Source organism: Pseudocoprococcus catus, from assembly GCF_019734885.1.
GTDB classification, from domain to species: Bacteria; Bacillota; Clostridia; order Lachnospirales; family Lachnospiraceae; genus Coprococcus_A; species Coprococcus_A catus.
In genome coordinates this window covers 115644-140546 of record NZ_JAAXCM010000021.1, presented here as the reverse complement: position 1 = coordinate 140546, position 24903 = coordinate 115644, and the positions used below count along the sequence as shown (strand labels likewise).

Annotated in this window: 28 protein-coding genes and 1 tRNA gene; 3 read left to right on the top strand and 26 right to left on the bottom strand. The window is 39.0% G+C overall.

Annotated elements, in window-relative coordinates; all coding sequences use genetic code 11:
* Positions 1-285 precede the first annotated feature (285 nt).
* The 10 genes from HED67_RS04675 to HED67_RS04630 form a co-directional block, all read right to left on the bottom strand.
* Positions 286-1074, bottom strand: coding sequence for an SDR family NAD(P)-dependent oxidoreductase (locus HED67_RS04675; protein ID WP_215632546.1), 789 nt, complete (start codon positions 1072-1074; stop codon positions 286-288).
* Between the two features lie 195 nt (positions 1075-1269).
* A complete protein-coding gene (locus HED67_RS04670; protein WP_015513842.1) occupies positions 1270-2223 on the bottom strand; it encodes a 3-hydroxyacyl-CoA dehydrogenase family protein in 954 nt (317 codons plus the stop codon).
* 106 nt (positions 2224-2329) lie between these two features.
* Positions 2330-3496 carry a thiolase family protein gene (locus tag HED67_RS04665; protein ID WP_015513841.1) on the bottom strand — a complete coding sequence of 389 codons (1167 nt, stop codon included), beginning with the start codon at positions 3494-3496 and terminating at the stop codon, positions 2330-2332.
* 368 nt (positions 3497-3864) lie between these two features.
* A complete protein-coding gene (locus HED67_RS04660) occupies positions 3865-5067 on the bottom strand; it encodes a tyrosine-type recombinase/integrase (protein ID WP_221717676.1) in 1203 nt (400 codons plus the stop codon).
* An 84-nt stretch (positions 5068-5151) separates the two neighbouring features.
* Complete coding sequence (locus HED67_RS04655) at positions 5152-5346, bottom strand: excisionase (RefSeq protein WP_221717675.1); 195 nt, start codon at positions 5344-5346, stop codon at positions 5152-5154.
* A gap of 74 nt (positions 5347-5420) precedes the next feature.
* Entirely contained in the window at positions 5421-6494 is a 1074-nt protein-coding gene (locus tag HED67_RS04650) for a hypothetical protein (RefSeq protein ID WP_221717674.1), read from the bottom strand.
* A 152-nt stretch (positions 6495-6646) separates the two neighbouring features.
* A complete protein-coding gene (locus HED67_RS04645; protein WP_246612104.1) occupies positions 6647-7405 on the bottom strand; it encodes a hypothetical protein in 759 nt (252 codons plus the stop codon).
* On the bottom strand, positions 7389-7997 hold the full coding sequence (locus HED67_RS04640) for a hypothetical protein (protein WP_221717673.1): 609 nt from the start codon (positions 7995-7997) through the stop codon (positions 7389-7391). Before HED67_RS04640 ends, HED67_RS04645 begins: the two co-directional genes overlap by 17 nt.
* A 62-nt stretch (positions 7998-8059) precedes the next feature.
* Positions 8060-8449, bottom strand: a complete 390-nt coding sequence (locus HED67_RS04635) for a hypothetical protein (RefSeq protein ID WP_221717672.1) — start codon at positions 8447-8449, stop codon at positions 8060-8062.
* A 106-nt stretch (positions 8450-8555) separates the two neighbouring features.
* A complete protein-coding gene (locus HED67_RS04630; RefSeq protein ID WP_221717671.1) occupies positions 8556-8783 on the bottom strand; it encodes a hypothetical protein in 228 nt (75 codons plus the stop codon).
* 233 nt (positions 8784-9016) lie between these two features.
* Between HED67_RS04630 and HED67_RS04625 the strand changes: the two genes are divergently transcribed.
* Positions 9017-9622, top strand: a complete 606-nt coding sequence (locus HED67_RS04625; RefSeq protein WP_221717670.1) for a helix-turn-helix domain-containing protein — start codon at positions 9017-9019, stop codon at positions 9620-9622.
* Positions 9623-9747: 125 nt separating this feature from the next.
* On the opposite strand, the gene HED67_RS04620 is transcribed toward HED67_RS04625, so the two are convergent.
* From HED67_RS04620 to HED67_RS04595, 6 genes are all read right to left on the bottom strand, one after another.
* Positions 9748-10812, bottom strand: coding sequence for a hypothetical protein (locus HED67_RS04620; protein ID WP_221717669.1), 1065 nt, complete (start codon positions 10810-10812; stop codon positions 9748-9750).
* Between the two features lie 127 nt (positions 10813-10939).
* A complete protein-coding gene (locus HED67_RS04615) occupies positions 10940-12679 on the bottom strand; it encodes a DUF5050 domain-containing protein (protein WP_221717668.1) in 1740 nt (579 codons plus the stop codon).
* Between the two features lie 97 nt (positions 12680-12776).
* Positions 12777-13952, bottom strand: coding sequence for a hypothetical protein (locus HED67_RS04610; protein WP_221717667.1), 1176 nt, complete (start codon positions 13950-13952; stop codon positions 12777-12779).
* A 113-nt stretch (positions 13953-14065) separates the two neighbouring features.
* On the bottom strand, positions 14066-14467 hold the full coding sequence (locus tag HED67_RS04605) for a hypothetical protein (protein WP_221717666.1): 402 nt from the start codon (positions 14465-14467) through the stop codon (positions 14066-14068).
* Between the two features lie 33 nt (positions 14468-14500).
* Positions 14501-15406 (bottom strand): hypothetical protein, encoded by a 906-nt coding sequence (locus tag HED67_RS04600; RefSeq protein ID WP_221717665.1) that lies wholly within the window; start codon positions 15404-15406, stop codon positions 14501-14503.
* A 7-nt stretch (positions 15407-15413) separates the two neighbouring features.
* Positions 15414-15842: a YbjN domain-containing protein gene (locus HED67_RS04595; protein WP_221717664.1), complete on the bottom strand. Its 429-nt coding sequence runs from the start codon at positions 15840-15842 to the stop codon at positions 15414-15416.
* 252 nt (positions 15843-16094) lie between these two features.
* Here HED67_RS04595 and HED67_RS04590 point away from each other — a divergent pair, with 252 nt between their 5' ends.
* Entirely contained in the window at positions 16095-16286 is a 192-nt protein-coding gene (locus HED67_RS04590; RefSeq protein WP_221717663.1) for a YlcI/YnfO family protein, read from the top strand.
* 304 nt (positions 16287-16590) lie between these two features.
* Here HED67_RS04590 and rpsR read toward each other — a convergent pair whose 3' ends face one another.
* From rpsR to HED67_RS04570, 4 genes are all read right to left on the bottom strand, one after another.
* Positions 16591-16854, bottom strand: coding sequence for a 30S ribosomal protein S18 (gene rpsR / locus HED67_RS04585; RefSeq protein WP_015513840.1), 264 nt, complete (start codon positions 16852-16854; stop codon positions 16591-16593).
* A 64-nt stretch (positions 16855-16918) separates the two neighbouring features.
* Entirely contained in the window at positions 16919-17389 is a 471-nt protein-coding gene (locus HED67_RS04580) for a single-stranded DNA-binding protein (RefSeq protein WP_178439090.1), read from the bottom strand.
* Between the two features lie 21 nt (positions 17390-17410).
* On the bottom strand, positions 17411-17698 hold the full coding sequence (gene rpsF / locus HED67_RS04575; protein WP_015513838.1) for a 30S ribosomal protein S6: 288 nt from the start codon (positions 17696-17698) through the stop codon (positions 17411-17413).
* 188 nt (positions 17699-17886) lie between these two features.
* A complete protein-coding gene (locus tag HED67_RS04570; protein WP_178439093.1) occupies positions 17887-18090 on the bottom strand; it encodes a DUF951 domain-containing protein in 204 nt (67 codons plus the stop codon).
* 433 nt (positions 18091-18523) lie between these two features.
* On the opposite strand from HED67_RS04570, the gene HED67_RS04565 reads away from it, so the two are divergent.
* Complete coding sequence (locus HED67_RS04565; RefSeq protein WP_221717662.1) at positions 18524-19336, top strand: Cof-type HAD-IIB family hydrolase; 813 nt, start codon at positions 18524-18526, stop codon at positions 19334-19336.
* A 19-nt stretch (positions 19337-19355) separates the two neighbouring features.
* On the opposite strand, the gene HED67_RS04560 is transcribed toward HED67_RS04565, so the two are convergent.
* The 6 genes from HED67_RS04560 to HED67_RS04540 form a co-directional block, all read right to left on the bottom strand.
* A complete protein-coding gene (locus HED67_RS04560) occupies positions 19356-20189 on the bottom strand; it encodes a Cof-type HAD-IIB family hydrolase (RefSeq protein ID WP_178439099.1) in 834 nt (277 codons plus the stop codon).
* Positions 20190-20510: 321 nt separating this feature from the next.
* A tRNA-Met gene (locus HED67_RS04555) sits at positions 20511-20584 on the bottom strand.
* Between the two features lie 147 nt (positions 20585-20731).
* Positions 20732-20863, bottom strand: coding sequence for a hypothetical protein (locus HED67_RS17200; protein ID WP_260702697.1), 132 nt, complete (start codon positions 20861-20863; stop codon positions 20732-20734).
* A gap of 1 nt (position 20864) precedes the next feature.
* Positions 20865-21803 carry a hypothetical protein gene (locus tag HED67_RS04550; RefSeq protein WP_221717661.1) on the bottom strand — a complete coding sequence of 313 codons (939 nt, stop codon included), beginning with the start codon at positions 21801-21803 and terminating at the stop codon, positions 20865-20867.
* Positions 21804-22090: 287 nt separating this feature from the next.
* Positions 22091-22792, bottom strand: coding sequence for a DUF975 family protein (locus HED67_RS04545; protein ID WP_221717660.1), 702 nt, complete (start codon positions 22790-22792; stop codon positions 22091-22093).
* A gap of 106 nt (positions 22793-22898) precedes the next feature.
* Complete coding sequence (locus HED67_RS04540; protein WP_221717659.1) at positions 22899-24749, bottom strand: B12-binding domain-containing radical SAM protein; 1851 nt, start codon at positions 24747-24749, stop codon at positions 22899-22901.
* Positions 24750-24903 lie beyond the last annotated feature (154 nt).

Below are 24903 nucleotides of genomic sequence, written 5' to 3'. Positions count from 1 at the left end.
AAGCACAGATTTATGTCAAATAGTTATAAGTTTTCACAGTTTAGACACAGAATTTTCATACTTTTTTGTCTTATTCCTTTTTTTCATTCATCACATCGACGAAATTCTCTATTTTTTGCATTTTTGGCACGCATTTATCACAAACATTCATAACATCCTTTTGTGGTCATCTGTTTTTGTTATAAAGCGTGATTTGCTTATACAAAAAAAGAAGCTGCTCTTTGAATATTTTTTCAAAGAACAGCCATTAATGGATGCTTTTTACAAAATTAAATTGGATTGGATTTAGCCACAGATGGCTCCCATATCAGCCACAATTGCTTCACCGTTAATCATACCGGACATATCCGATGCCAAAAACAGTACCAGGGCTGCCACTTCATCTACAGTTCCGAGCCTTCTCTGAGGAATCGTCTTCAACACATGATCTCTGAATTTTTCATTTTCAAATTCAGCTTTATTAATCTCCGTCACCACATAGCCCGGGCAAACAGCGTTTGTCTGGATACCGTAACGACTCCATTCAAGAGCCATGGTCTTCGTCAGATTGATCACACCGGCTTTGGAGGCACCGTAGAGTGAAAGCGCGCTTGTGCCTTTTAAGCCGCCAACAGAAGCAATATTGATGATCTTTCCGCCCTTTTCGGATGCCTTCATCACAGCTGCCGCTGCCTTGGAGGCAAACAAAACACTTCTGAGATTCGTCTCCATAACCATGTCGTAATCTTCCACGTCCAGATCAAGAATCTTTTTCGTAATCGCGACACCGGCACAATTAATCAGAATATCCACGCCACCAAAAGTCTCCGCTGCACCTGCAATCAGGGCATCGATCTCATCAATATTTCTTACATCGGTACGAATACCCTTACCATGACCGCCCGCAGAAGTAATCGCCTCTGCAACAGCAGTACATTCATCCTCATGTCTTCCGGCCACAACCACATTGGCGCCGCACTGACCAAAAGCCAGCGCAATTGCTTTACCGATACCCTTTGTACCGCCGGTAACAACCGCCGTCTTGCCAGCCATATCGTAGGATGCCATCTTCACAGGCCCATTCATATTCAACATACCAAAACCTCCTCAAATCCAATCAATATTCTTCATTAAAAGAGAGAACAAACGCAAAAAGGGAAGCAACTGTGAGACAGGCAAAATCTGTATCGCATTGTTCCCCTTTAGATAACGAACAGATGATTTTCGAAATTCACAGCCTCTATAACTGAACGAAAAAATGCCTCCGATTTCGAAATCATCTGTACTTTATTAGAATTTATGATGCAGTTTAAGGATATCGATCAGCATCTTATCTCTGTACTGAGCGATTTCTGCATTTGTATGGCCCACTTCATCTGGAAGGTTCTTCATGATCTCATCCATTTCCTTCTGAGCCTTTGTACCGTAATCGGCAGGAATTGTATCCCATGCAGCGATATCTGCACAGAGGTTAAAGCCACCTGCCAGCATATCCATCATACCTTTAAGACCATCTTTGTTGCCTAACTGCATGATCATGTTATGGCCAAAGATTGCCCATCTGATAGCAGGGCCAAATGTCAGAGCCTTATCAGCTTCTTCTACTGTACAAACACCTCTTTCAACAAGGTCAACCATTTCACGGAATACAGCAAGCTGCAGTCTGTTGCAGATGTAACCTGGGCAGTCTTTCTTCAGAACGATTGCCTCTTTACCAAGAGATTCATAGAATTCTTTTGCAAGTTCAACATTTGCTTCGTCTGTCTTTTCTGTCTTTGTGATTTCTACGAGTGGGATAAGGTGTGGTGGGTTGTAAGGATGACCGCCAACACATCTTTCAGGATGTACAGCATGTTCTGTAATCTGTCCAAGAGGAAGACCTGATGCAGATGTAGCTACAATTGCATCAACCGGCGCATACTTTTCGATTTCAGCAAGCATGCTGTGTTTGATCGGAAGTCTTTCAGGACCGGATTCCTGAATAAACTGAGCATCCTTTACAGCTTCTTCCATGCTTGTTGTAAACTGGATTCTTGCAAGAACCGCATCCTTGTCTTCAATTGCACCGTTTTCAGCAAGGAATTCAAGGTTGCTTACGATTGTCTTCTTATCGTTTGCAAGGCAATCATCATTAATATCATAAAGTTTTACGTTCAGACCCTTCATTGCGAAGAGAACAGCCCAGCTACCGCCGATTACACCGCCGCCGATACCGGCAACATTCTTAATATCTGCTACTTTCATTATTCACACCTCTGTAAAAAAGTTCATTTAAAAGTTTCTTTATTAAGCCGCCCAAAGCTGGCATCATAAAATGTCAGCTCTGAACGATTCTACATTTATTTTTATCTTACAGTAATTCAAATACTGCTGCTGCGCCCATACCGCCGCCGATACACATTGTAACAAGAGCTGTTGTTTTCTTGTTATCCTGAAGGTAATCAAGTGCTTTACATGTAAGGAATGCACCTGTAGCGCCCATTGGATGACCAAGAGCCATAGCGCCGCCGTAAGGATTAACCTTTTCAGGATCCATTTTCAGAACTTTGATACATGGAATAGCCTGAGCAGCGAAAGCTTCGTTCAGTTCGATGACATCCATATCATCAATTGTCTTGCCGGCACGTTTCAGAGCCTTTGGTACAGCATAGATTGGTCCAAGACCCATCATTGTAGCATCACAGCCTGCAACACCGAAGGATACCATCTTTGCAATTGGTTTGATACCAAGTTCTTTTGCTTTGTCAGCAGCCATTAATACAACGAATGCTGCAGCATCAGATGTCTGTGAAGAAGTAGCAGCTGTAACTGTACCGCCTTCTTCAGCTGGGATGAAGCAAGGTTTAAGACCTGCAAGTGTCTCCATTGTTGTTGTTGGACGGATACCTTCGTCTTCTGTAACAACTTTTTCGTTGCCATCCTTGTCAACAACAGTTACAGGGATGATAGATGGAGCAAGTTTGCCTTCCTTCTGAGCTTTTGCAGCTTTCATGTTGGATTCGTAAGCCATACGGTCCATTTCTTCTCTTGTTACGCCGTAGTTCTTAACGATGTTTTCAGCTGTCATACCCATGCCCATGTAAGCACCCGGCGCATGCTCATTTAACCATGCATCCTGGAATTCTACAGGATATGGTGCGTATGTATCTGTCATACTTTCAACACCACCGGCTACGATAACATCACCCTGACCGCAAGCGATTGCATTGGCACCTGTTGCGATAGCCTGAAGACCTGAAGAACAGAAACGGTTAATTGTATGACCTGCTACGCATTCCGGCAGTTCTGCTCTTGCGCAAACACTCTTAGCAATATTCATAGATGTTGTACCGTGCTGTACTGCACAACCCATGATAACATCTTCGATTTCAGAACGATCTAACTGAGGCACTTTGTCCAGTACACCCTTTAAAACCTGTGCGGAATATTCGATTGGGTGAGTACCTGCGAAAGAACCTTTTCTTGATTTACAAACTGCTGAACGACCATATGCAACAATAACAACTTCTCTGCTCATTTTGCAAAACCTCCTAATAATCTTTATGAAATCATTCGTGATATCTGTTGAAACGATATCTTGTTTTCCGTATTTCTTTTCATAGTTAGCATACCACATTTTTTTTTGACACTGAAATAACCCTTTTCGGCACGTTTATACAAAAACTGAATAACCATAAATATGGTAGAAACGGGCTTTTGGCACGAAGTGTCTTTTTTCGATTATACGGAGATTTCGACATAATTTCCACCTAATCGAAAAAAGGCACCCGATTCATTACTGAACCGGATGCCCGAATTTCAATTAGTCTGTAATGTATACCAATGTGAGCTAATTACCTTTATTTCCTGTACTTTCAGCCATCCCCATTCAAATATACACCATTTTTACACCACACCCAGAAATGAAATTTTATTCAATGTGCTTACATCTATTTCCTGTTTTTCATGGTTATAATAAGCAGTCATTTCTTTTTCACTATGTCCAACATAAGGTTGTATTGTTTCGTATGGCACACCATTCTTTTTACAACGAGTAACAAAAGTATGCCGGAAACAATGTGGCGAAAATGGTTTCAAAATAAATGGTTCTCGTCCTTCAATTTTTGCAAGTTCTTCTTCCTGCAAATTTGCTTTCACTATCACAGATTTTATTGTTCGATTTACATCACCATAACGAATAGGCATGCCTTTTTGTGTAGTAAAAACCATATCATCAAAAGGGGCTTCTTCTTTCCATTGAGATGCATATAACATCCGATTTCTCAACTGCTTTTTATGCACCCTTTTTAATATTGCCTCTGTCTCTGGTAATAACGGAATTTCTCTATCACTTGTTTCTGTTTTTGGTGATGTAAAAAAGAAATGGCATGGCTCATCATCATTTACTCTTGAATAATGCAACGTTCGTTGTATATGCATTTTCTTTCTCTGAAAGTCGATGTCTCCCCATTTCAACCCAAGTACTTCTCCAATCCTTCCTCCAAATGACAGTGCTGCACAAAAAATATCATAATGTGAGTATTCTTTTGCAACCTCCAAGAACATCTCCTGTTCTTGCTCTGTCAAAAATCTGGGTTCATATGTAACCTTCCGAGGCATCACAACCGCATCACATGGATTAATAACTATATAACCGTTTCCAATCGCCTTCTTGAACATTTCACTCAGCAGATATTTTAAAGTTCGAATTGTGCCATATGAGAATCCATTTTCATCCATCTCATTAACAAGTTGTTGGACGTGAATTGCTCTTATATCCTGCAATTTCATCATACTGATACGATTCTTTTTACATGGAGAAAAAGTCTGTCTAATCCTATACACCGTCGTATCTTTTACTTTATCAACCTTATATAATTGCAAAAATTCCTCAAACCATTCTAAAAGTATTATACTTCCTCCCAGTGAGTTTATGCCTTGCTGAGATTCATACTTTGCTTTTTCCAGTTTACGACGTAATTCCTTTAAATCTCTTCCATAAAATGTCTGTCGTTTTTTGTAGCAATCTACAAAACGAGCCATATAATTCCCATCTGCCCTTTGTGATATGCCATTGCCCAGTTCTCTTCCGTTCAAATCCTTTCCCATTTATAATCATCCTTTCTTACATTTACGTAAGAATGGAATCAGCATTTGATTATATTATATCACAGCTTTACTCCATTTTTATAGTTAAATGCCTGAAATTGAATCTAAATATTTTTCTAATAATCGTCTGTTAGCATATAGACGATTTCCTTTTCGCACCACATACGGACATTTCGGGTGATTCAATTCATCTCGTACCGCATTTTCTCCCCATCCAGTATATGCCATCATTTCCGAAACATTTAAAAGAGCTTTTTCACATAATTTTATATTTTGCATCCATTCACTCTTCCTTCCATTTATCAGCAAAATAGCATGTATTATACTTCTATCTTATATACATCGTTTTAGCCTTACTCGAATGGCACTTCCTCTTCATCGCTAATTTTCAAAAATTCATTTCCTGTCGCACGATATTTCAAATCATCAAAATCTATATATTCATTTCCTGCCAATTCAAAAGTTTTATATTCCCCATTTACTTTATAATGATAGATATATGTAGTAATTCTCCTAAGGAGCTGCTTAATAGTATCTTTGCTTTGATTTTCTATGCTAACCATACTTCCATATATGTCCTCTGGTGAAAATATACTAGTAATATGAACTTCATTCCATAACGAAAAACAATTACTGTACCTGCAATGGATTTGCGCTCTATAACCTTGCGTAATTGTAAGTAATAATTCAAAAGGTAATGAATTTTGTTTTAACTCATCCATGAATAAATAGGGCTCACCACAATACCCGTCAAATCCTCCAACACCCTTATTGGCATAATCACTAAAAAAATAAACCAAGTCATCTCCATATTTTTGACATAAACTTATATAAGAATATGATTTACCAGAACCCGCATCACCACAATGCCAAAATACTTTTACATTCCGTATAGGCGGTGTCTCTCTATATCTTTTGGCAAAATAGCATTTTTTTATAAGACTTTCTTCACGCCGAAGTTTTATATCTTCTGCCATTATTTGATTTGGCGTCTTTCCTTCTTCTATTAGCAACTCAATAGTAGCAAGCACTTCATTCGTATTAGAAAATGTAAATCGTTTTTTACCTTCTATATTTCCATAAGAAGTATACGCTAAAATTTGCTCCCCTTTTTCATCGAATGGCGGTTCCTTCCTTATATAACTCAACACTTGTGCCTTATTTCCTTTGGTGGGCTCCAAATGAGCAACCGGGTAAGCTTTCTTCACCTTTGTAAACCTGCATGCGCCAGAATCCTCTAAAATCATATGCACATGAGGTAATCCACTGGCCGATATACAATATGCCCACCATCCTTTACGGAGTGGATTATCACCAATCCATTCCTGCTTAAGCTTTTGCACGATATCCTCCGGTGAGCCATCATAACCATGCTGTTCTGGATTAGGAAAAACCGCAAACCATGACCTACTGACTGTATCTGCCATCTCCCACTCTCCTTTGTAACATTTCTTTAAATCGTTACGCTTTCAATCCCTTGCAAATTGATTATTGTAACAGTAACATAGGGTTGGGTAATACTAAGCCAACCCTATTGCGGAAGGCTTGTGGCTCCGCCACCGCCTTCCGCATCTGGTTGTTATCGTGTTAAAGCTTCAACACATATTGACTTCATTCTTTCTTCGTTTCTTATTACAGGAATTTTAATAAATCGCAATTCTGAGCCTTGCCACAGCATAACCCCTTCGCCAGTATGAAATTGTCTGTCTCCAACCTTTTCTATTAATTCCTTTGGCATAAGCATAGAATATATACTCTCTAAAGCTGCACCTACTATGATAATTATGCCAAAATTTAGCCTTGAACCGGTTGGGAAGCAGGAAGCATCTGGTCTCTGACAGGCTATTACCAGTCTCACAGCAAGAGAACGCCCGAGCATAAGAATTTCCGAAACCTTATGCATGACTGCCTCTGCTCGCTTTTTCTCTGAGCCCATCAATGCCAACATATTGGCCATATATTCATCCCACACAAGGGTTATAAAATGTCTTGAGAAATCTTCACCACATTGCCGCTTATGCATAATCTCGTAGACTTCCTCAATTGCTTCTAATGTTTTATCATACGGAAAATATCGAGGGCATTTTCTTAAATGAGAAAAATTATCATCTTGTTTAAAGTCAGCGAAATACAATACCGATTTTTCTCCGCCATGTAAACATATCCGTGCCAAATACTGATTTGTAAGATAGCTCTTACCGCTGCCACTAATTCCGCAGATAAGAGTATGCGAATTGTTCCTTGTCGTTGCATCTGCATAAATCGGCACCCTTTCCCCATATCCATACCAGGCATCATAATCATAGCCAATCAACAAATCATTAGAAGATATCATCATACAATATTCCTCGTTCCTTTGGTTTTCTATTTTGAGCAGACTCAAAGTATATACGATTACCTTTATCTTTCTTCCGACCGCCATATGTTATTTCACCTAGTATATGTATGTTCATGATATCGCATATAGCTTCCGTTGATTCTTTCCATAGCTCCATAGATATAGTTGTGTAAAATTCTCTTTTGGTTACACCAGAACTTTTTTCCTTTTTCTTATGCACTAAAATTGGCATCTGATTGTTTTTTACATTTCGCTTATCACCAAATACAATCTGCAAATCTGCCTCATCCTTTACAGCCGCAGCATATCCCAACAATTGAATTATCGCTATTACAAAGATAATTGGAATGATAATCATTATAAAAGTCATGCAATGATTAAACACAGATTGCAAGGCACTGTATACGTGAAAGCTTTCCATAAATCTTTTAAACATACGTTCAAAAACATACATTCCTATTGCCAGACATACCCAGATTACATTTAATAGTGGATAATTACATAGTTGTTCCACACCAAGCACAACTCGATACCATTGCCGTTTTCTGTTATATCGCTGCTCGTTATACCGTCTAACTTCTCTATCTTCCATCTTTCTTCCTTCTTTACAGTATCGGGATGCGATACATCCCGATACCTTTCAATCAGCTTATCTTAAATGTATTTCGAAATCTTCCGAAACAATTTTAAATTCAGAATCAGTGTATGCTGGTACAGTGCTGCAATCATTTTTTCCATTGCTTCTTCCGATTCAATGCAAAACCGTCCTTTTTCATCATACTCTCCATACTGCTCATCTTGTAAGAAATCGAAGTAATCCAAATCACTGATGATAGGATTAATTTCCTCATTAACAAACGCTTTCAGCTCTGCCGCAATTTCCTCAGGTAAGCCTTTCATAGAACTGTTAAGCAGCATAAGCTGTTTCTTTATATAAGCACTATCTTCTATATGCTCAAAACTTACACAGTCCTCTAAAATTTTAACAGATGCTACAACGTCAATTGAATTTGCCTTTTTATTTGTCTTTAATGAATTTTCCATTTTAAAATTTCCTTTCTTTGATTCTATAAGTTTTCCATTTTGCGTATTTTTCTCGATTCATAGGGAATTGTGTTTCCCTATGAATCTTTCTTTTTAGCACAGTAGACTACACTTTCTGTACTGACTCGACCTTGCCCCGCATATTGAATACCAGCTCGATTGTATCATTTGGCTTACAGTCCGCTTGAATGCCATTCTTCAAAAAAAATTTATCAGCACGTATTCCAACTGTGTTTTCATCCTTGTAGCCACAGTACAAGTTCGTCCCATTTATGGTCTCGCCATTGTTATTAGTAAAATTCACTTGACTAATGCCCAGTACCTTAACCTGCATATATAAACCTCCTTTCCGGCGGCTCTCGATATCAGAGCTGCCTATACTCGGTTGCGCTTCCGATGGTTATATTATATATTATGCCTCATATATTCTCAAATCGAATTATTATATATTGTTAGTATTTTTCATTCTTTTTTAGTACATTTTCTACTTTAATTTATTGTTTTATTCCTTTTTATACGTTATAATAACATTATCAATCGAATTTTTTAATAGAGGAGGTACTTCTTATGAACAAACAACCAAACCAACCATCTGGCCGATTAACAGATGACCAACTACTGCAAATCGGGAACAGAATTTACACACTTCGAAAAGATGCACATCAAACTCAAGAAGAGCTAGCCAATGAACTCGGCTTTTCTCAAGCAAACACTATTTCCAAATTAGAGAATGGTCAGGGCATCACCCTAGACAAAATAATCCAAATTGCAAACTATTACCATGTTTCATATGAACGTCTCATTGATGGAACCGGACATTCATATGTTTTAGATATCCTAACAAAATATATCAATTTTGAATCTTTCCACTATTCCAACCCAGACATTGATTCAAATACACATACACTTCCAATTATCGAAATCAATACAAAGCTATATGAGACTCTCAAAAAAATTGCACTTGCACAATCTATTAAAGATTTGCCGTCCAAATTAAAAGAAGAATGGATTAACCAAATAAAAGAAGAATTTATGAATCCATCAATAGAAACTGAGAAAACCGACTGTTCTTCATTCATTATTGTGGATAAATCCATTCTTGAAAAAGATGATTGCCAAAACAACAATATCATTCTTAAACTTATAGAAGCTTGCGAGTCTTCTTCTAATTAGACAAACTCGCCTTATGCTCTAATCCTTTTATCACACAGCTGTTTTCTTGATATCTAACCTATATAATAAGCCGATATATAAAAACGCTCTGCCTAATCCCAGACGCTTCAATATATCGGCTCATTTTATCTATCTTTCTGTATTATCTTTTCATATAAGCAAACATTCCTTGCTTGAATCCTCTCGGCAAGCTGTCCGAAGAAAACTAAAAATTCCTGATACCTCTTCGGTATGGCATCATACCGCTCCGCATTAATACCATTTATTGCCTTTCCAGTTTTCATGCAAATCGGAATCAGCGAATCTTGATTAACAAATGAATAGAGACAATTTTCTTCCAAAAATGTCTCCCAATCCTTAAATTCCTTCAACCAAGATACTGTCTCCTGTGCAATTGCTCTGTGCTGTTCCGTAAAAATTGATTCTAAATACGTTACATCTTTCCATTTATAAAAAGCATATATTTTAATCAGTAAAGTATCAACTGTATCCCATTTCCCTCTATTGCTTCTGGCCGTATTAAATGACAGCCATCTTTTGTTTCCCGTTAAATAAGAATTGCCTGGTATACGCATATAGTTTCCAAACATCATATAACTTCTCAAAAACTTTCTTACTGGCTCATCCATTGCTTTCCATATAATGTCGCTATGTTTCAGACAATACTCAATCCATTCACCTTCTGGTGCTACAGGAATTCCCGTTTTTGCTACATAATCAAACAACTGATAAAACTCTAAATAATTTTTATTTTCTTGCAGCCGCTTATTTTCATGAACTTTTTCCCAAAGGCATCCCAGATAAAGTTTAATTGGATATAATGCTGATGTCAGCGTATCTCCTTTAAAACGCATTCCACCTTTCCTAATTTCATACTTCACGCTGCTCCTATACTGAGGTAAAATATTATCCATTCTCCATATGTTACTCAGCAATACATACATGGTCACACATAACAGGCTGGCATCACAATCAACATATTGATATTCTATTGATGCTTCACTTCTATATTCCAGAAAACGTTTAAAATAATTATCTTCATCATTTAATTTCATACCATCAAATATACTCAAGGCATCATACTTCAAAATAAAATCGGTAGAGTTCAATAATTCTTTTGCTTTATTTACCTTTTCGCTTACTGTTTCGGCATACCGTATTGCATCTATTCTCTCTTTAAAATTATCCAAACTATTTCTCCATTCATTTTCATTGTAAAATATGGACATCTCATATGCTCTTTTCCGATTAATTTGCATATATAGATGTCCATATTCCAAGTTTTTGACTAATTTAACTGTTATACTGAGCAGTCTTCTATTCTACAACTCTGTAGCTTTCCAGCATCTTTATAACCGCCTCTTCTTCTGCTTCACTAAAGCTTTCTCCCGGTGCTGCTTCTGCTATAAGGGAAATAATTCCTGAATAATCATACCCAAACTCCACACAATACTGGCTTCTAACAGAATCATGGGTTCCTAACTCAGATTCTGGTATGACAGCATAACATACGGTGCCATCTACATCTGTAAAATCCGAATCAGATTTCATATTCAACTGACCTGTCACTTTTAATTTTGCCACTACAAAGTTCCCTAAATATGAGTAATCAGTTGCCTGCACATACGATGGCACAAAACTTGAATCTCCAACTTTTGTTGCCTCAACTCTAAGCATAATTGTCGAGCCATCACTCAACAAATTTTCTCTTTTAAAGCCAGACATATGTGTATATGTAACCGTCACGCCTCTGCTGCTGGTAACAACCGCAGTTTCGCCATTCTCATCAACATTCGTTGTCAAGTCCCATGCTGACGGAAAGTCAAAAGCAAACTTAGGATAGGTAACCAACATAACATCTTCAAATCGAGTTTCATAAGTGTTATTCAAGGTCAAATCATCCTCATCTATACTAGCCATTGAAGATGCCTCACTTTCTATTTCTTCACTTTCAATCGTTTCTGTTTCCGCACTACTTTCCGTATCTGTATCCACTGTCGGCAACACTTCACTTCCAACATCACTTATCGGCGTTTGCTCTGACTCTTCTTGATTTTCATTCATTCGCTCATCAAAAACAACTGAATATCCTGTTCCGTCATTTTTAACCCTTCGCATAATATTCTCAGAATAGCAATATATCCAATCCCCCACCGTATATACTCCAATAGTACTCTCATTCTTTGTAAGCTCTACTGTAAATAATTCCTGTTGTTCTGTTCCGTCCGTTTTTATCTTCCATAAAGTAGCTTTATCTTCACCGGAATGATAATAATATATCCATCCATCTTTAACATTGTATTTATAAACACCATTTGTCATCACATTTTGCCTATCAGTTCCATCTACCCTCATTTTCATGAGGCCTACACCCTCATCCCTATCACTCTCTTCATAATATATCCACCCATCATCCACTACTACATACTGAATACGTCTTTCATCAATTTCCTGTTCATCCGTACCATCTAACTTTCTTCTATAAACATGATATACTTTTTGTGCATCTTCCTCCTGCCAATACATATATCCATCAGAAATATTAAATACATACCCTTTTGTTTCAACAGCATTAATCCTTTTTTTATCTGAGCCATTTCCTTCACAACTTAAAACATAATCTCTATCATAATATATTTTATCTCCTATTACATAAACCTCATTTGCATATGTATCTGATACCAATCTTTGAATACCTGTTCCATCCTTTTTTATTTTATACAAACCAGCTGTTCCCGTTTCATTATTTTTTCCTGAAAAATATACCCAATCGCCTCTGACATTAATATACCAAAGATATTGATATAAATTTGGTTTCTCTTCGCCTATGGAATAGAGCATTGTTTTTTCTGAACCGTCCAATTTGCTCTTATACAAACCACCTTTAAATTCATAATAAATCCACTTTCCGTCAGATGCCACTAACCCTCTCTGTTGTAAATTGCCATCTGTATTTCCCAGACTTTCTCCATGATTCTTCATGATTCCCGAGCATCCATTCAACAGCAATACTAATAAAGACACTATAATCAAATACAATACTTTTTTTCTTTTCATTCCTATATACCTCATATAATAAAACCCCTTATTGCTTCCAAGTATGACAAATTCCCCCAAGCAAACCTTTATCTCACTCAAGGGAATTTTATACAATTTACTGTTTTGAAATATTAAATATACAACTCTCCTGTCCGCTTCCTTTCATGATAGCATCATCCGCATATAAAACAGCTGATATATCCTGTTTAGTAACTGACATATATTTTTCAGGCTCATTAACCCAATCACCTGCTTTTAAAGTAACAAGCAGACCATCTGGTACAAATTCACCTTCCACTTCATAGCTTCCCGGCTGGCTCCATTTATTTGTTTTGTACGGTGTGTAACTATATGTCCCCTTAAGATTATTTCCATCAACTTCCGTAATTTCAAGAACAGCCACACCATTACCACCACCCTTTATATATGTGCCTTTCCATTCTCCCTGTAACTCCGCAGAATCAAAGGTTAACACCGGGTCAATCTGATAGCAATTCCATGCACCATTTTCATAGACATACTCTGCATTGATAGCAACATTAAATGTCACATTTGATTTAATTAATTTTGCGCTGCACTGAATAGTTTGTTCTGTTCCCTTAGACTTAGATTGTTGACTATCAACAGAAAAATCTTCTACCTCATCTTTTGAAATCGTAACTTTCTGGATAGCGCCAGAAACGCCATACTTTATTTCTGGATTTTGAATGTCATCAAGAATACTGTCAGCACTGACGTCTAAAGCTTTTCCATCTTTTACCTCAGCACGAAGAGAATCCTTTGCATAAAGATTTTTCACCTTCCATGCTCTATCAAATTCGTAGTCAGCAATCAGCGTTCCTTCTACAGTTTCCACTTCACCATCCAATTGCACAGCTAGAGTCACCTGAGATGTTTTCTTCTCCAAATCTGTATCCTCACTCTGAATAGATACTTTGGAAACTTCACTAGCTATAATCTCCCACGCTTCACCATCCACCGTTACAGTCTGTCCTGCCAGATTGTTCGAAATTGTATTTTCATCCACGCCTTTTAACGGTCGTACGACCCATTTTTCTGAGTCATCTACTGTATAATTATCCAGCGTCCATCCCGCCTTATCATACAAATAATAATCCAACACTACTCCTTTTTCATATGAGATATCATCTTTCTCAGTTGTCACAGTACACCATACTCTGTCTGTCTTCTGTTTCTTATCTGTATCTCTCTTATCAATGACAAGACTACTTATGTTTTCTCCATCTGCTAAAAAAGCCTTATCAGAAAAAGTTTCCAAATCATTCTGCACTTGTTCTTCCTTCGCTACACTGGCACCGCAGCCAACAAATACAACTAATGACAATATCAGTGTTATTAAAATAACCCAATTTCTTTTCAAAACTTATCCCCCTCGTATAATTCCTATCTTAAAGCCTTTTTATTTACAAACGTTCTGCATGTTACTTTTCCGCAAAATCTACAAGTATAATAGACATTGTATGTTGTCTTCACACCCGGTATATATTGTTCTGCTGTACCTGTTACCTTTCCATCTCTATTTCTAATATTATTTTCAACCCGTACAGAAACATTTTCCCTAGAAAGGACTTCTCTATTTGTTTCTTTTAAAGCAAATGGTTTTTTACAGATTGGACAATTTTTATCCTTGAAAACCACAAAATAAAGCATTGCAAACGATGCAAGGCAACAAAGTATTTCTGCTCCAACCGCAGTTCCCCTTGAATATTCTCCGCTAATTATACCAAAGATATTAATAATCGGTGACAATACAATAACCCATTTTAAAAATTTCCTCGTATTCATTTTTTATCCTTTCCAAATGCCACTTCTGCCAAATTAAACAGAAGCTATGTTTTTTGTAACAGTCTTTGTCCCTTTATGACCACACTTGTTGCATCGGTACAATTCCAATACAACCTGTCCTTTTCCCGGAATATGTTGTTCACATGTACCCCACATATTTCCTGAAGCATCTCTGATCCTGTTCTCAACGACCATTGATATATCCTCTTCTCGCAATACCTTCTCGCCCACATAATTGAAACAGTCCCATTTTCCACATGACGGGCATCGTCTTGTCCATGCATGATATGCTCTCACGCCAACTAAAACCGCACCAATAATACATATCAATACAGCCAATATCTTATACTGAAATAGTTCAATCAACAGCTGCCCTATCACCATTACACCAAAAAACAGCCCCAGCCAATATGCAATAAACTTTCTATATGACTTTTCCAAGAAAAGCAGCAATATCGAAGTACCATACAATACAAGTGCAAAAAAAGGAAAATTATTCAAGGCAATATCAAAATATCCTAAACCTTTTATTAATGGACTTAAAATTATTTCCAAAAAGGCACCTAATGGATAAAACATCTGCGAAATGATTAAAAACGAAAATGGAATCACAATTAAAACGAGCTGCATAATTGCTTCTATCTTTGCAGCAATTGAACGTATTCCCGTATGTGCCTTACCATAATTTATACATATCAGAAACATTGAATATATCATTGTAAGTAAAAAACAATTTCCCAGTATTCCACCACTACTCTCCTGATACATGTCTACTAAACTTTCATCCAAAGTTCCTCTGTATCCACCTAATACTATAAAACGGATATAAGTCCCTAATATCATTATTACAGAACTCACATACCCAACAGCTATTACAATATAAGGCGCCTTTTCACTTCTGACGTTTTTTAATAAATTAAACTGTCCCTCCTTTTCCATTTTTGATTTACTCCCACATAACTTTCATAAACATTGGATAACACTCCCTAACAATAGTCACACATTGCGCAAAAATATTAAATGCTTCTGCCCCAACTGATGCATCATCTATTTTCATTGAAAAATCATATGCAATATCTACATTATTGCCATTACTCAAAACAAATTTTAAGTATCTATATGTATCATTACATTCATTAATTACTTTTAGTATCTTATCCTCCTTATCTTCCGCTACATGATTAATAAACCCAAACACTCGAACAATTACATCATTATCATTATCAGAAGAAATAAAATGAACATCAACATCTGGCCCATTTTCAATATCAAATCCGACTATAACATCCGATATGTCATCATCTTCGTTAATAGAACAATACAAGCCTTTTTCTTCCATCTCCTGCTTAATCAAATTAGTTGCCTTGAAAATCATATCTCACTCTCCTATCGTATTTGATAACCATAAATCAATTTACCATTAATAAAAATAGCATTTCAAATTCCAATAAATTTGAAATCAACCCCATCACCTACTTTTTGCCTTAATACATCGGTTACAAACTCATTTCACGATTACCCGAATTTAACACTATTCTATCATTTTGCATTACATTTTGCAATACGTATTGCATTGCATATTTGTTTATCAAATTGCAATATGATATTCTCATAGGAGGTATTGCATATGGCATTTCAATTGAAACCTAATCGTAAAGAAACGGAAAATAAGACAATCCGCTTCCCGGTTCATCTGATTGATAAAATAGAAGCTGCTATCCAAAATCAAGACGTGACTTTTTCCAGTTTCGTCATTCAAGCTTGTGAATATGCTTTAGATAACATGGAAACAGATACACTAATTCCACACACTAAATAAACAGTAAACAAAAATAGCGCAGCAATGGTTAACCACTGTCTGCGCTATTCTTCTCTTAATTTCAATTCAATAATTAAATGCTGTATTCCATTCTTCGTATACGATTTACACCATTTCAGTCCGCTTTTTTGCCAAAATTTACACCATCTCGGATTTTTACACCATTTTTTACACCATTTTCCTAAGAAAACTTAAGTAATGATAAGAACTTATAAAAAATCCATACATGCAAAAAAGCCTTTAAATACGGGCATTTCCAGTACTTAAAGGCTTTCTTGTTTATCTCACATATGTGCTTTAATAATTAGTCTGTGATATATGGCATTAAAGCGATATGTCTAGCTCTCTTGATAGCTGTTGTAAGCTTTCTCTGATGCTTAGCACAGTTGCCTGTGATTCTTCTAGGAAGAATTTTACCTCTTTCAGAGATATATCTCTTTAATTTGTTTGTATCTTTGTAATCGATAACTGCGTTCTTATCTACACAGTATACACATACTTTCTTTCTTCTGCGCATAGGTCTTCTCTTCATCTGAGTGCCTCTGCCTTCTTCTTTATTGTATGGCATATCAAAACCTCCTTCTCAAATTCAAATCTTTCTGTTATGCTCTGATAACAGATCATGTCCTATTCTAGCTGAATGGCAATTCTTCATCAATGCCATCCGGAATGTTCATAAAACCATCCGATGGTGCCTGACTTGGCACAGGTCTTCCGGACTGCTGATAACCACCGCCATAATTGTTATTGGCTGCAAAATCACTGCTGTTGCGATCACTTGCTGCTTTGCTCTCGGCAAATTCCTGTTCTTCAACAACAATATCTGTTGTATAAACACGCACACCGTCTTTGTTGGTGTAACTGCCTGTCTGAATTCTGCCTGTGATCACAATGCGGATGCCCTTGTGAAAATACTTTTCTGCGAACTCTGCCTGACGGCCAAAAGCTACACAGTTGATAAAATCGGCATCCGGATCACCGTCACGCTTAAATGTACGGTTCACTGCCAGTGAGTAGCGGGCAACTGCTGTAGAGCGTTCACCCTGTGAATATCTGATCTCCGGATCTCTGGTTAATCTTCCCATCAAAATAACTTTATTCATTTAGACTTACCCCTTTTCTAATTAAGCGTCCTGTCTAATGCATAAGTATCTGATTACATTCTCCATAATACGGACACGCTGTTCAACTTCGTTTGGACAGTTTGAATCGGATTCGAAAGTGATGAAGTAGTAGAAACCTTCTTTCATCTTCTGAATTTCGTAAGCAAGTCTCTTCTTGCCCCATTCGTCAACGTTAGTAACAACGCCACCAAAACGAGCGATAACTTCCTTGATCTTCTCGATGCTTGCTGCTCTTTCTTCATCTTCGATCTTTGTAGTAAGAACTACTGCTAATTCGTATTTGTTCATGCTAGTGCACCTCCTTCTGGACTTCACGGCCCTCCCATTGCGGAGAGCAAGGAATTAATATATAACATATCACAGTTACCCAGTTTACCATAAAAAAAAGTGCAAAGCAAGCACTTTTTTTCATATTATGGTATAAAATTTTCGTAACTATTCAGAGCTAACCTCCAAAATGCTACGCATTTCGTCACCTATCGGGTAATCTTAATTTCTTCCCCATTTCTCTCCAGTCTCCGAATGTTCTTCTCCACCAGCTTCCGCGCCATCATCACCTGATGCTCACAGCCGCAGCACTTTAATCTGAAATCCGCACCACTTCGAAGCACTTCCCAGTCAAAACTGCCGCAGGGATGCTTCTTCTTCAGCCGTACAATGTCGCCTGTTAAAATCTCCATTATGTGCCTCCTTGTATAGTTGTATCATCCACGCTATTTGCAAAGTATATGCCAAAATCTACTCACTTGTCGCCCTTTAAGTATAACGGGGATTTCCTCCGATGACAAGTTGATTTCTTTATAACCCATTATTCCCCTCTATACATTTCCAATAATATATGCTACATTGTAACTGTTTAGGTCAATTATTCCTAAATTTACAAATCGATACCCTTTTGATAGCAATATGTGAACATTTAGAAAAACATTAACTACTAAAGTACACTTGGATGAACATGAAAATTATCATATTCAAAGCAGGTGCATTCAGCATGGCTGGTTCTTAGGTGGTGTCCTTTACCACCTTATGTACCGCTGCCAATGCTGCGCAGCGCAAGTGTACCTGCTTGAATTGATAATTTTCATGTTCTCTAAAACTTTGGAGGAATTTACAATGCAGCATTCACTTAATCAGGTGCGCATGATTGCCACTGACATGGACGGCACTCTGCTGAACAGTCAGGACCAGATGCCCCGTGATTTTTTTGATATACTCGATCAAATTCACAAACTCGGAATTCTTTTTGTCATTGCCAGCGGGCGGCCATACCCAACCCTTGCCATGCAGTTTGAAAGCTGCATGGACAAGCTTGTTTTTATGGCTGAAAACGGCGGATGTCTCGTCAACGGCGATCATCTGGTTCATCAGGACATTCTTGATACAGACGCCCTTTCTTATCTTCTCGGGCGCTGCCGTCAGGTTCCCGGCGCCATTCCGATTCTCTCCGGTTTCAAAACGGCCTATCTCTTCGATCAGACATCGGATGATGCCCGCAAAGAAATAGGCCGTTACTATAAGAAAGTTCAGTATATCCATGATATCTCTGAAATTGATGCCCCAGTAAGCAAAGTGACTGTCTGTGACTTCAAAGGTGCCGAAAGCAATTCATTTCCGGCCCTGTCTGATGTCCGTGCACCTTTTAAAGCTACTCTGGCCGGATACATGTGGACAGACCTCAGTCTTGCCGCCACAAACAAAGGCCGCGGACTCACTGCACTTCAAAAAAAATATGATATTTCACCGGATGAAACCATGGTTTTCGGAGACTATCTCAATGATTATGAAATGATGAAACAGGGCTATTTCAGCTACGCTATGGCCAATGCTCACCCTGATTTAAAAGCCATCAGCAACTTTGAGACATTGTCAAATGATGAAGATGGTGTACTGTACATCATTCGTCAGCTCATTCACAGCAGACAATAAACGGCGAAGATTTCGATAATTAAAGAACCCACTTCTCAATGGCCGCAGCAACACCATCCTCATCATTCGACAGGGTAACATCATCTGCCATGGCCTTAATCTCTTCATCGGCATTTCCCATAGCCACTGCCAGGCCTGCTGCCTCAAACATGGTTCTGTCATTCATCGTGTCCCCACAAACCATGATCTGTTCCGGCATGATTCCAAGTTTCCCGGCCAATTTCAGCAGACTATGACCTTTATTGGCTGTCGCAGCAGTGATTTCCACATTAAAACTATTGCCGAATACCACACTGAGCTCCGGGTCATTATGCATTTCATCAAACAATTGCTGTCTCAAGATCATATCATCAAAAGAGGCCAGCATTTTCTCTATATTAAACTTACCCGAGTAAACCCGTTCTCTCAAATCATCCACCGGTATTCTGGAAACCTTAATATACTCCTTGAACCAATCCGGGAAGTTTTTATAGTCATGAAATGCTCTGTTATAGCTTTTTCTGTCAGCATAGGACTTTCCATCATGATAAAACTCAATCAGCGCATCTATCTGAATTAATTTATCAATGACTCTGCATGCCGTCTTATAAGGTATAAAATCCGCATAGATAATACTGTCCTCCCACAAATCAACAACCGCTCCGCCATTGGAAGTCAACGCATAACGCACCCCCGGAATCGAAGTAAAACTCTCCGGCAAACCGGTCTTTTGCCGTCCAGTGGCAGGCATGACAATCACGCCCTTTTTAATTGCTTCCGCAATCGCTTCCCTTGTTCTTTCTGTTATGACCTTCTCTGAATTAAATGTGGTACCATCCAAATCCAAAGCTATAAGCTTAATTTCTTTCTTCATCGCCTGCTCCATTTCATATTCTCAAACTAACTTCCACTAACTGCTCTTATATATGATTATTGTTTTTCTTACCTTCTACTGATCCTTAAAACGAGACGAAACACACTTTGGGTGTTTCACTCGTTATCCGCGTAAATTAAAAAAAGAATGTGCCAAAGCACATTCTAGCGCCGAGCGCGGTCGCTTGCGACAATCTACATCTTTGCGCGAGTGTGCATCACAGGCGCGTTAGTGCCTTTTTATGTAACAGGGGTGTGCCCCAGCTTTGCTGGGCACGCTCCTATTACATAAAAAAGACTTGATATTCATCAAGTCTTTGAGTTGCGGGGGCCGGATTTGAACCAACAACCTTCGGGTTATGAGCCCGACGAGCTACCGGATTGCTCTACCCCGCGATATTCTGTTACGACTTATCTGTCCCATAAGTCGTCCATAAGTCGTAAATTATTATATCGCGGTTATAGAGTATTGTCAACCGTTTTTTATAACTTTTTTAATATTTTTTTAAAAGTCATCCTTATAAAGCATTTATCTCCCATCCATTACAGCATCCTTAGAATATTCATCATACATTCTATATTCTCTTTGCCGATTTTGTCTTCGATTTCTTTCTGCGCTCTCTGCCAGGCTGACATTGCTTCCTCGATCAAATTAGATTCCTTATGATATGGCATCCTACTGAATCTTCGCTGTCACAAAACCGTACTGTGCATCCCCGTATTCCCAATTAATGGTAACTTCGTACACATAACCCGGTTCTACATCTTTGATAACAAATTTCCCCTCATCATTCTTTTCCACAGTCACACCTTCCGCTGATGCGTCATAATCATCATCAGCCCCGGCCGGGTACTGATCTGCACTCCAGCGACGGACGGTCACCTTCTCCGGCACCAGATTACAGCTGACGGTAAAATCTGTCTTGCCGTCATCCATGGCCATCTTCTCAAGATCCTCCCACTGCATCACAGCCAAACCGCATGCAGTCACTGTGTTATCTTCAGAACTGTCTGTTTCAGAATCGCCTAACGGCGCTGTCCATGTATAATTCGCCGGTCCGCTCATCAATGACATGGTCTGTCCAAGAGATGAACTGTACACCACACCGGCTGAAGGAACCTCACTTGTATCCGATTCCGCAAATACCATATCAATCACATCCTGATACTGCTTCAATTCATCTTCCGACCCCTCACCGGTAACCACCATCTTGCTGACTCCCGGATACTGTCCCGGATAACTCTGCAGCATAATGCCATCACCGTAGACATCCACATAGTCTGCCGCTTTCAGAATTTCTGGGGAAATCTTCTTGCCGGATTCATCTGTCAGATCTGATGGAATCTCTACTGTGAAAACATTTCCATTGTCCCGATCTGCCAGAAGCCATGTACCGTTCTTTCCAGCCAGAAGAATACAATGCTGTACTGCTGAATTCTCTTCACCACTTCCATCACCTGTTTCTGACGGATTGCCTGTAGTCTGGCTCTCTGTCTGAGCGTCCGACTGACCATTTGCTGTTTGCGCATTCTGTCCTCCTGCCTTCTGTCCGCATCCCACAATCAATGCTGAAGTCAAACATACCGCCATTAAAATACCTGTTAATTTCTTCATCAATATAAACCTCCTGCATATCTAGTTCCAGTGTCTTTCTGCATCAGCTCACTCTGCCTCAAATGAACTGCATCTGTTTCAAAGACATCTGTACATTTTTGTTGTGACAATAGATATACGTACACCTTCCTGCTTTTTATGGGGAATCGGATAAAATTTTTCACGAAAATCATGAATCTCTTCCGGATATCCTATTTTTTCTTCAGATTCTGTTTCTGATTGAGTTTACAGCAATCCGGAACCCCGCCGTCCTGCTTTCCTGCAAAGCGACAGTCTTCCTGATCCGATTAGTTATTCTGATTCTTCAATGTATGATACAGCTCTGCATGAGCCAATTCCATATACGGTGTTGTATAGAGAATATTGACAATATTAAATGTAATGGCACCCAGAATAAACCAGCCGATAAATGACAGATCCAGTACAAAGGCATCCATCTTGTTGCCATCCATCATACGCTTGCTCTCTGCAAAGGCATCCTGACGGCTCATATCCGGATTCTCTGCAAGAAGGTATGGAATCATCATGTACTCATATCCCTTGATGATGCCCGGAATAATAAAGAGCAGTGTCCACAAAAATGTAAACAAATCTTTCATGAACATCACGGCTCCAATATGTCCATATCCATTCTTGAATGCATATAAAATGTCACTCCATTCTGCATTGCCATATCTGCAGTCTACAAAGACTTTTCGGCATCCGACTTCCAACGGATTCCACAGAAAAATATTCAATATAACATTGAACAGCAACGCAATGGCAATCACACCTGCGATGCCAATAAGCATTGCAACAATAAATGCCAGATTCCTACTGAATAAATCTGTTACATCGATATCCACATCATTACTCTTTGCTGCTCCTCTTGCTGAATTGTAACCTGATCCGATCAAAAAGGATAAAATCAATCCGACTACAACAACCTTCAGATAATTGGCCTTCAGCAGTACTCTGGCATTACACTTCAATCTCTGTCTGTTCCACATAATTATGCCCCCTCATCTTCTTTTTCTCTCACTGCAACACATATTGCATACAAATTTATGATAACACATACCACCTGTAAAAGCCATAATTCTATCGACATGTTCTCTATGATTTTATCGACACCTTTACAATTTTGGCTGCATAAGTCAACGGATCCCGCTCTTTATAGTCAAAAAGCAAAGCCTCCGGACCGCCGATGCGGTATCCGGCCTTTGCAGTCTCTGCAATATCCATCACAAAACCTTCCATATGGGTCATTCGCTTCATCTGACGCAGCGTACAGCCGGAATAAGACGGCAGATACTGCCTTGTCAGTGTCTCATCCCTGTAAAAATCTTCGCAGAAAGGACGATATAGTATCTCCTGTGCCCACTCCGGACGGGATTTCAGATTCTCTCTGGCATAAAGGTCATAGAGCATGGTAAACTTGAGAATTTCAGAAACTTCGGATTCTCTTGCCGCAAGCTTATCAAGCTTGCTATTTTCCGCTCCGCTTTCTGCCTGCACATCTGCTGCAGTTTCGCATTCCTGACATGGATAGACACGACTTTCCGCTCCCAGATGCCGCTGCTGCACAAATCTAAGCAGAATATCGTAGCGCTGCATCCGCCCATGCTGCACTTTGCCAAATCCGGTCGCCTCATAAAATTCCGCCAGATCTTCAAAAAAGTCAAAGGGTTCTTGATAAAAATGCATCAGATAGGTTACGGACAGATCAAACTGATGGCTGTTGTAATAGACTTCCACCATCTCCTCAACACCCTTGAGCTTCAAAATGTCAGCATAACTCATCCAGTCAGTCTTAAGTACTTCATAGGGTGCTTTCCTCCGGTAAACGATGCCGTATTGTTCTGCCATCACATGCATCCTGGAACCCTTCAGCACTTTCAAAAAGCCCAGCTGTAACTGTTCCGGCCGCATTCTGTACACATCATTAAAGGACTGCTTAAAGCGGTGATAATCCTCATATGGAAGACCGGCGATGAGATCCAGATGCTGATGGATATTGTGACCTGCATTCACCCTGTCAACAGCTCTGGCCAATCGATCCAGACGCATGGTTCGTGACACTTCCTGAATCGTAGCATCATTGGTGGACTGGACACCGATCTCCAACTGAATCAGTCCCGGCCGCATATCCGACAAAATTTCCAGCTCCTCATCATCCAAAAGATCCGCACCAATCTCAAAATGAAAATTGGTGATTCCTTTATCATGGGCCTTAATATAGCGCCAGATAGCCATGGCATGCTTTTTGTTGCAGTTAAAGGTACGGTCCACGAACTTCACCTGGGGCACCTCATGATTAATAAAAAACTGCAGTTCTTTTTCCACAAGGGACATATCCCTCAGCCGCACTTTCTTATCTACCGAAGACAGGCAGTAGCTGCAGGAAAAGGGACATCCTCTGCTGGTCTCATAATAAATGATCTTATTCTTGAAATCCTCCATCTCCTCATAGACGAAAGGCACTTTGTTCAGATCCATTACTTCACGCCACCCATTATCCACCAACAGTCCGCCTTCCCGGTAAATAATCCCCCGGATATCCTGAAGCTTTCCACTGCCGCCGATATAATACTGCATCAGCTCATGGAAACTTTCTTCTCCCTCACCGCGAAGGATCCCGGTCACACCGTGATTTCGCTGCAGGCATTCTGCGGCATCATAAGACACTTCCGGACCGCCAAACCATATCGGCATCTCCGGCCTTAACTGATGTAGAAGCTCTGCCAGCTCCTCCACCATACCCATGTTCCATATATAACAGGAAAAAGCCACCATATCTGCCTGTTCCTTATAAAGATCCGCCAGTATATCTTCCGTATACTGGTTGATCGTATATTCTTTGATCTGAATCTGTTCTTTATATTCATTCGAAAAAGCCCGGAGACTGTAAATCGCCAGGTTGGCATGAATATACTTGGCATTGATCGCTGCCAGTACAATCTTCATTCTTTATTTCCCTCAATTTCTATTTGTTTCTTTTTCACGTATCTGTATATTTTCCACGGTAAATATCGTCTCTTGCAGACACAAAACTGTTTCTTACAGATACTTTATTATTATAGGCATCCCATATTGAATGTGCAACACTTTCTTTGCCATT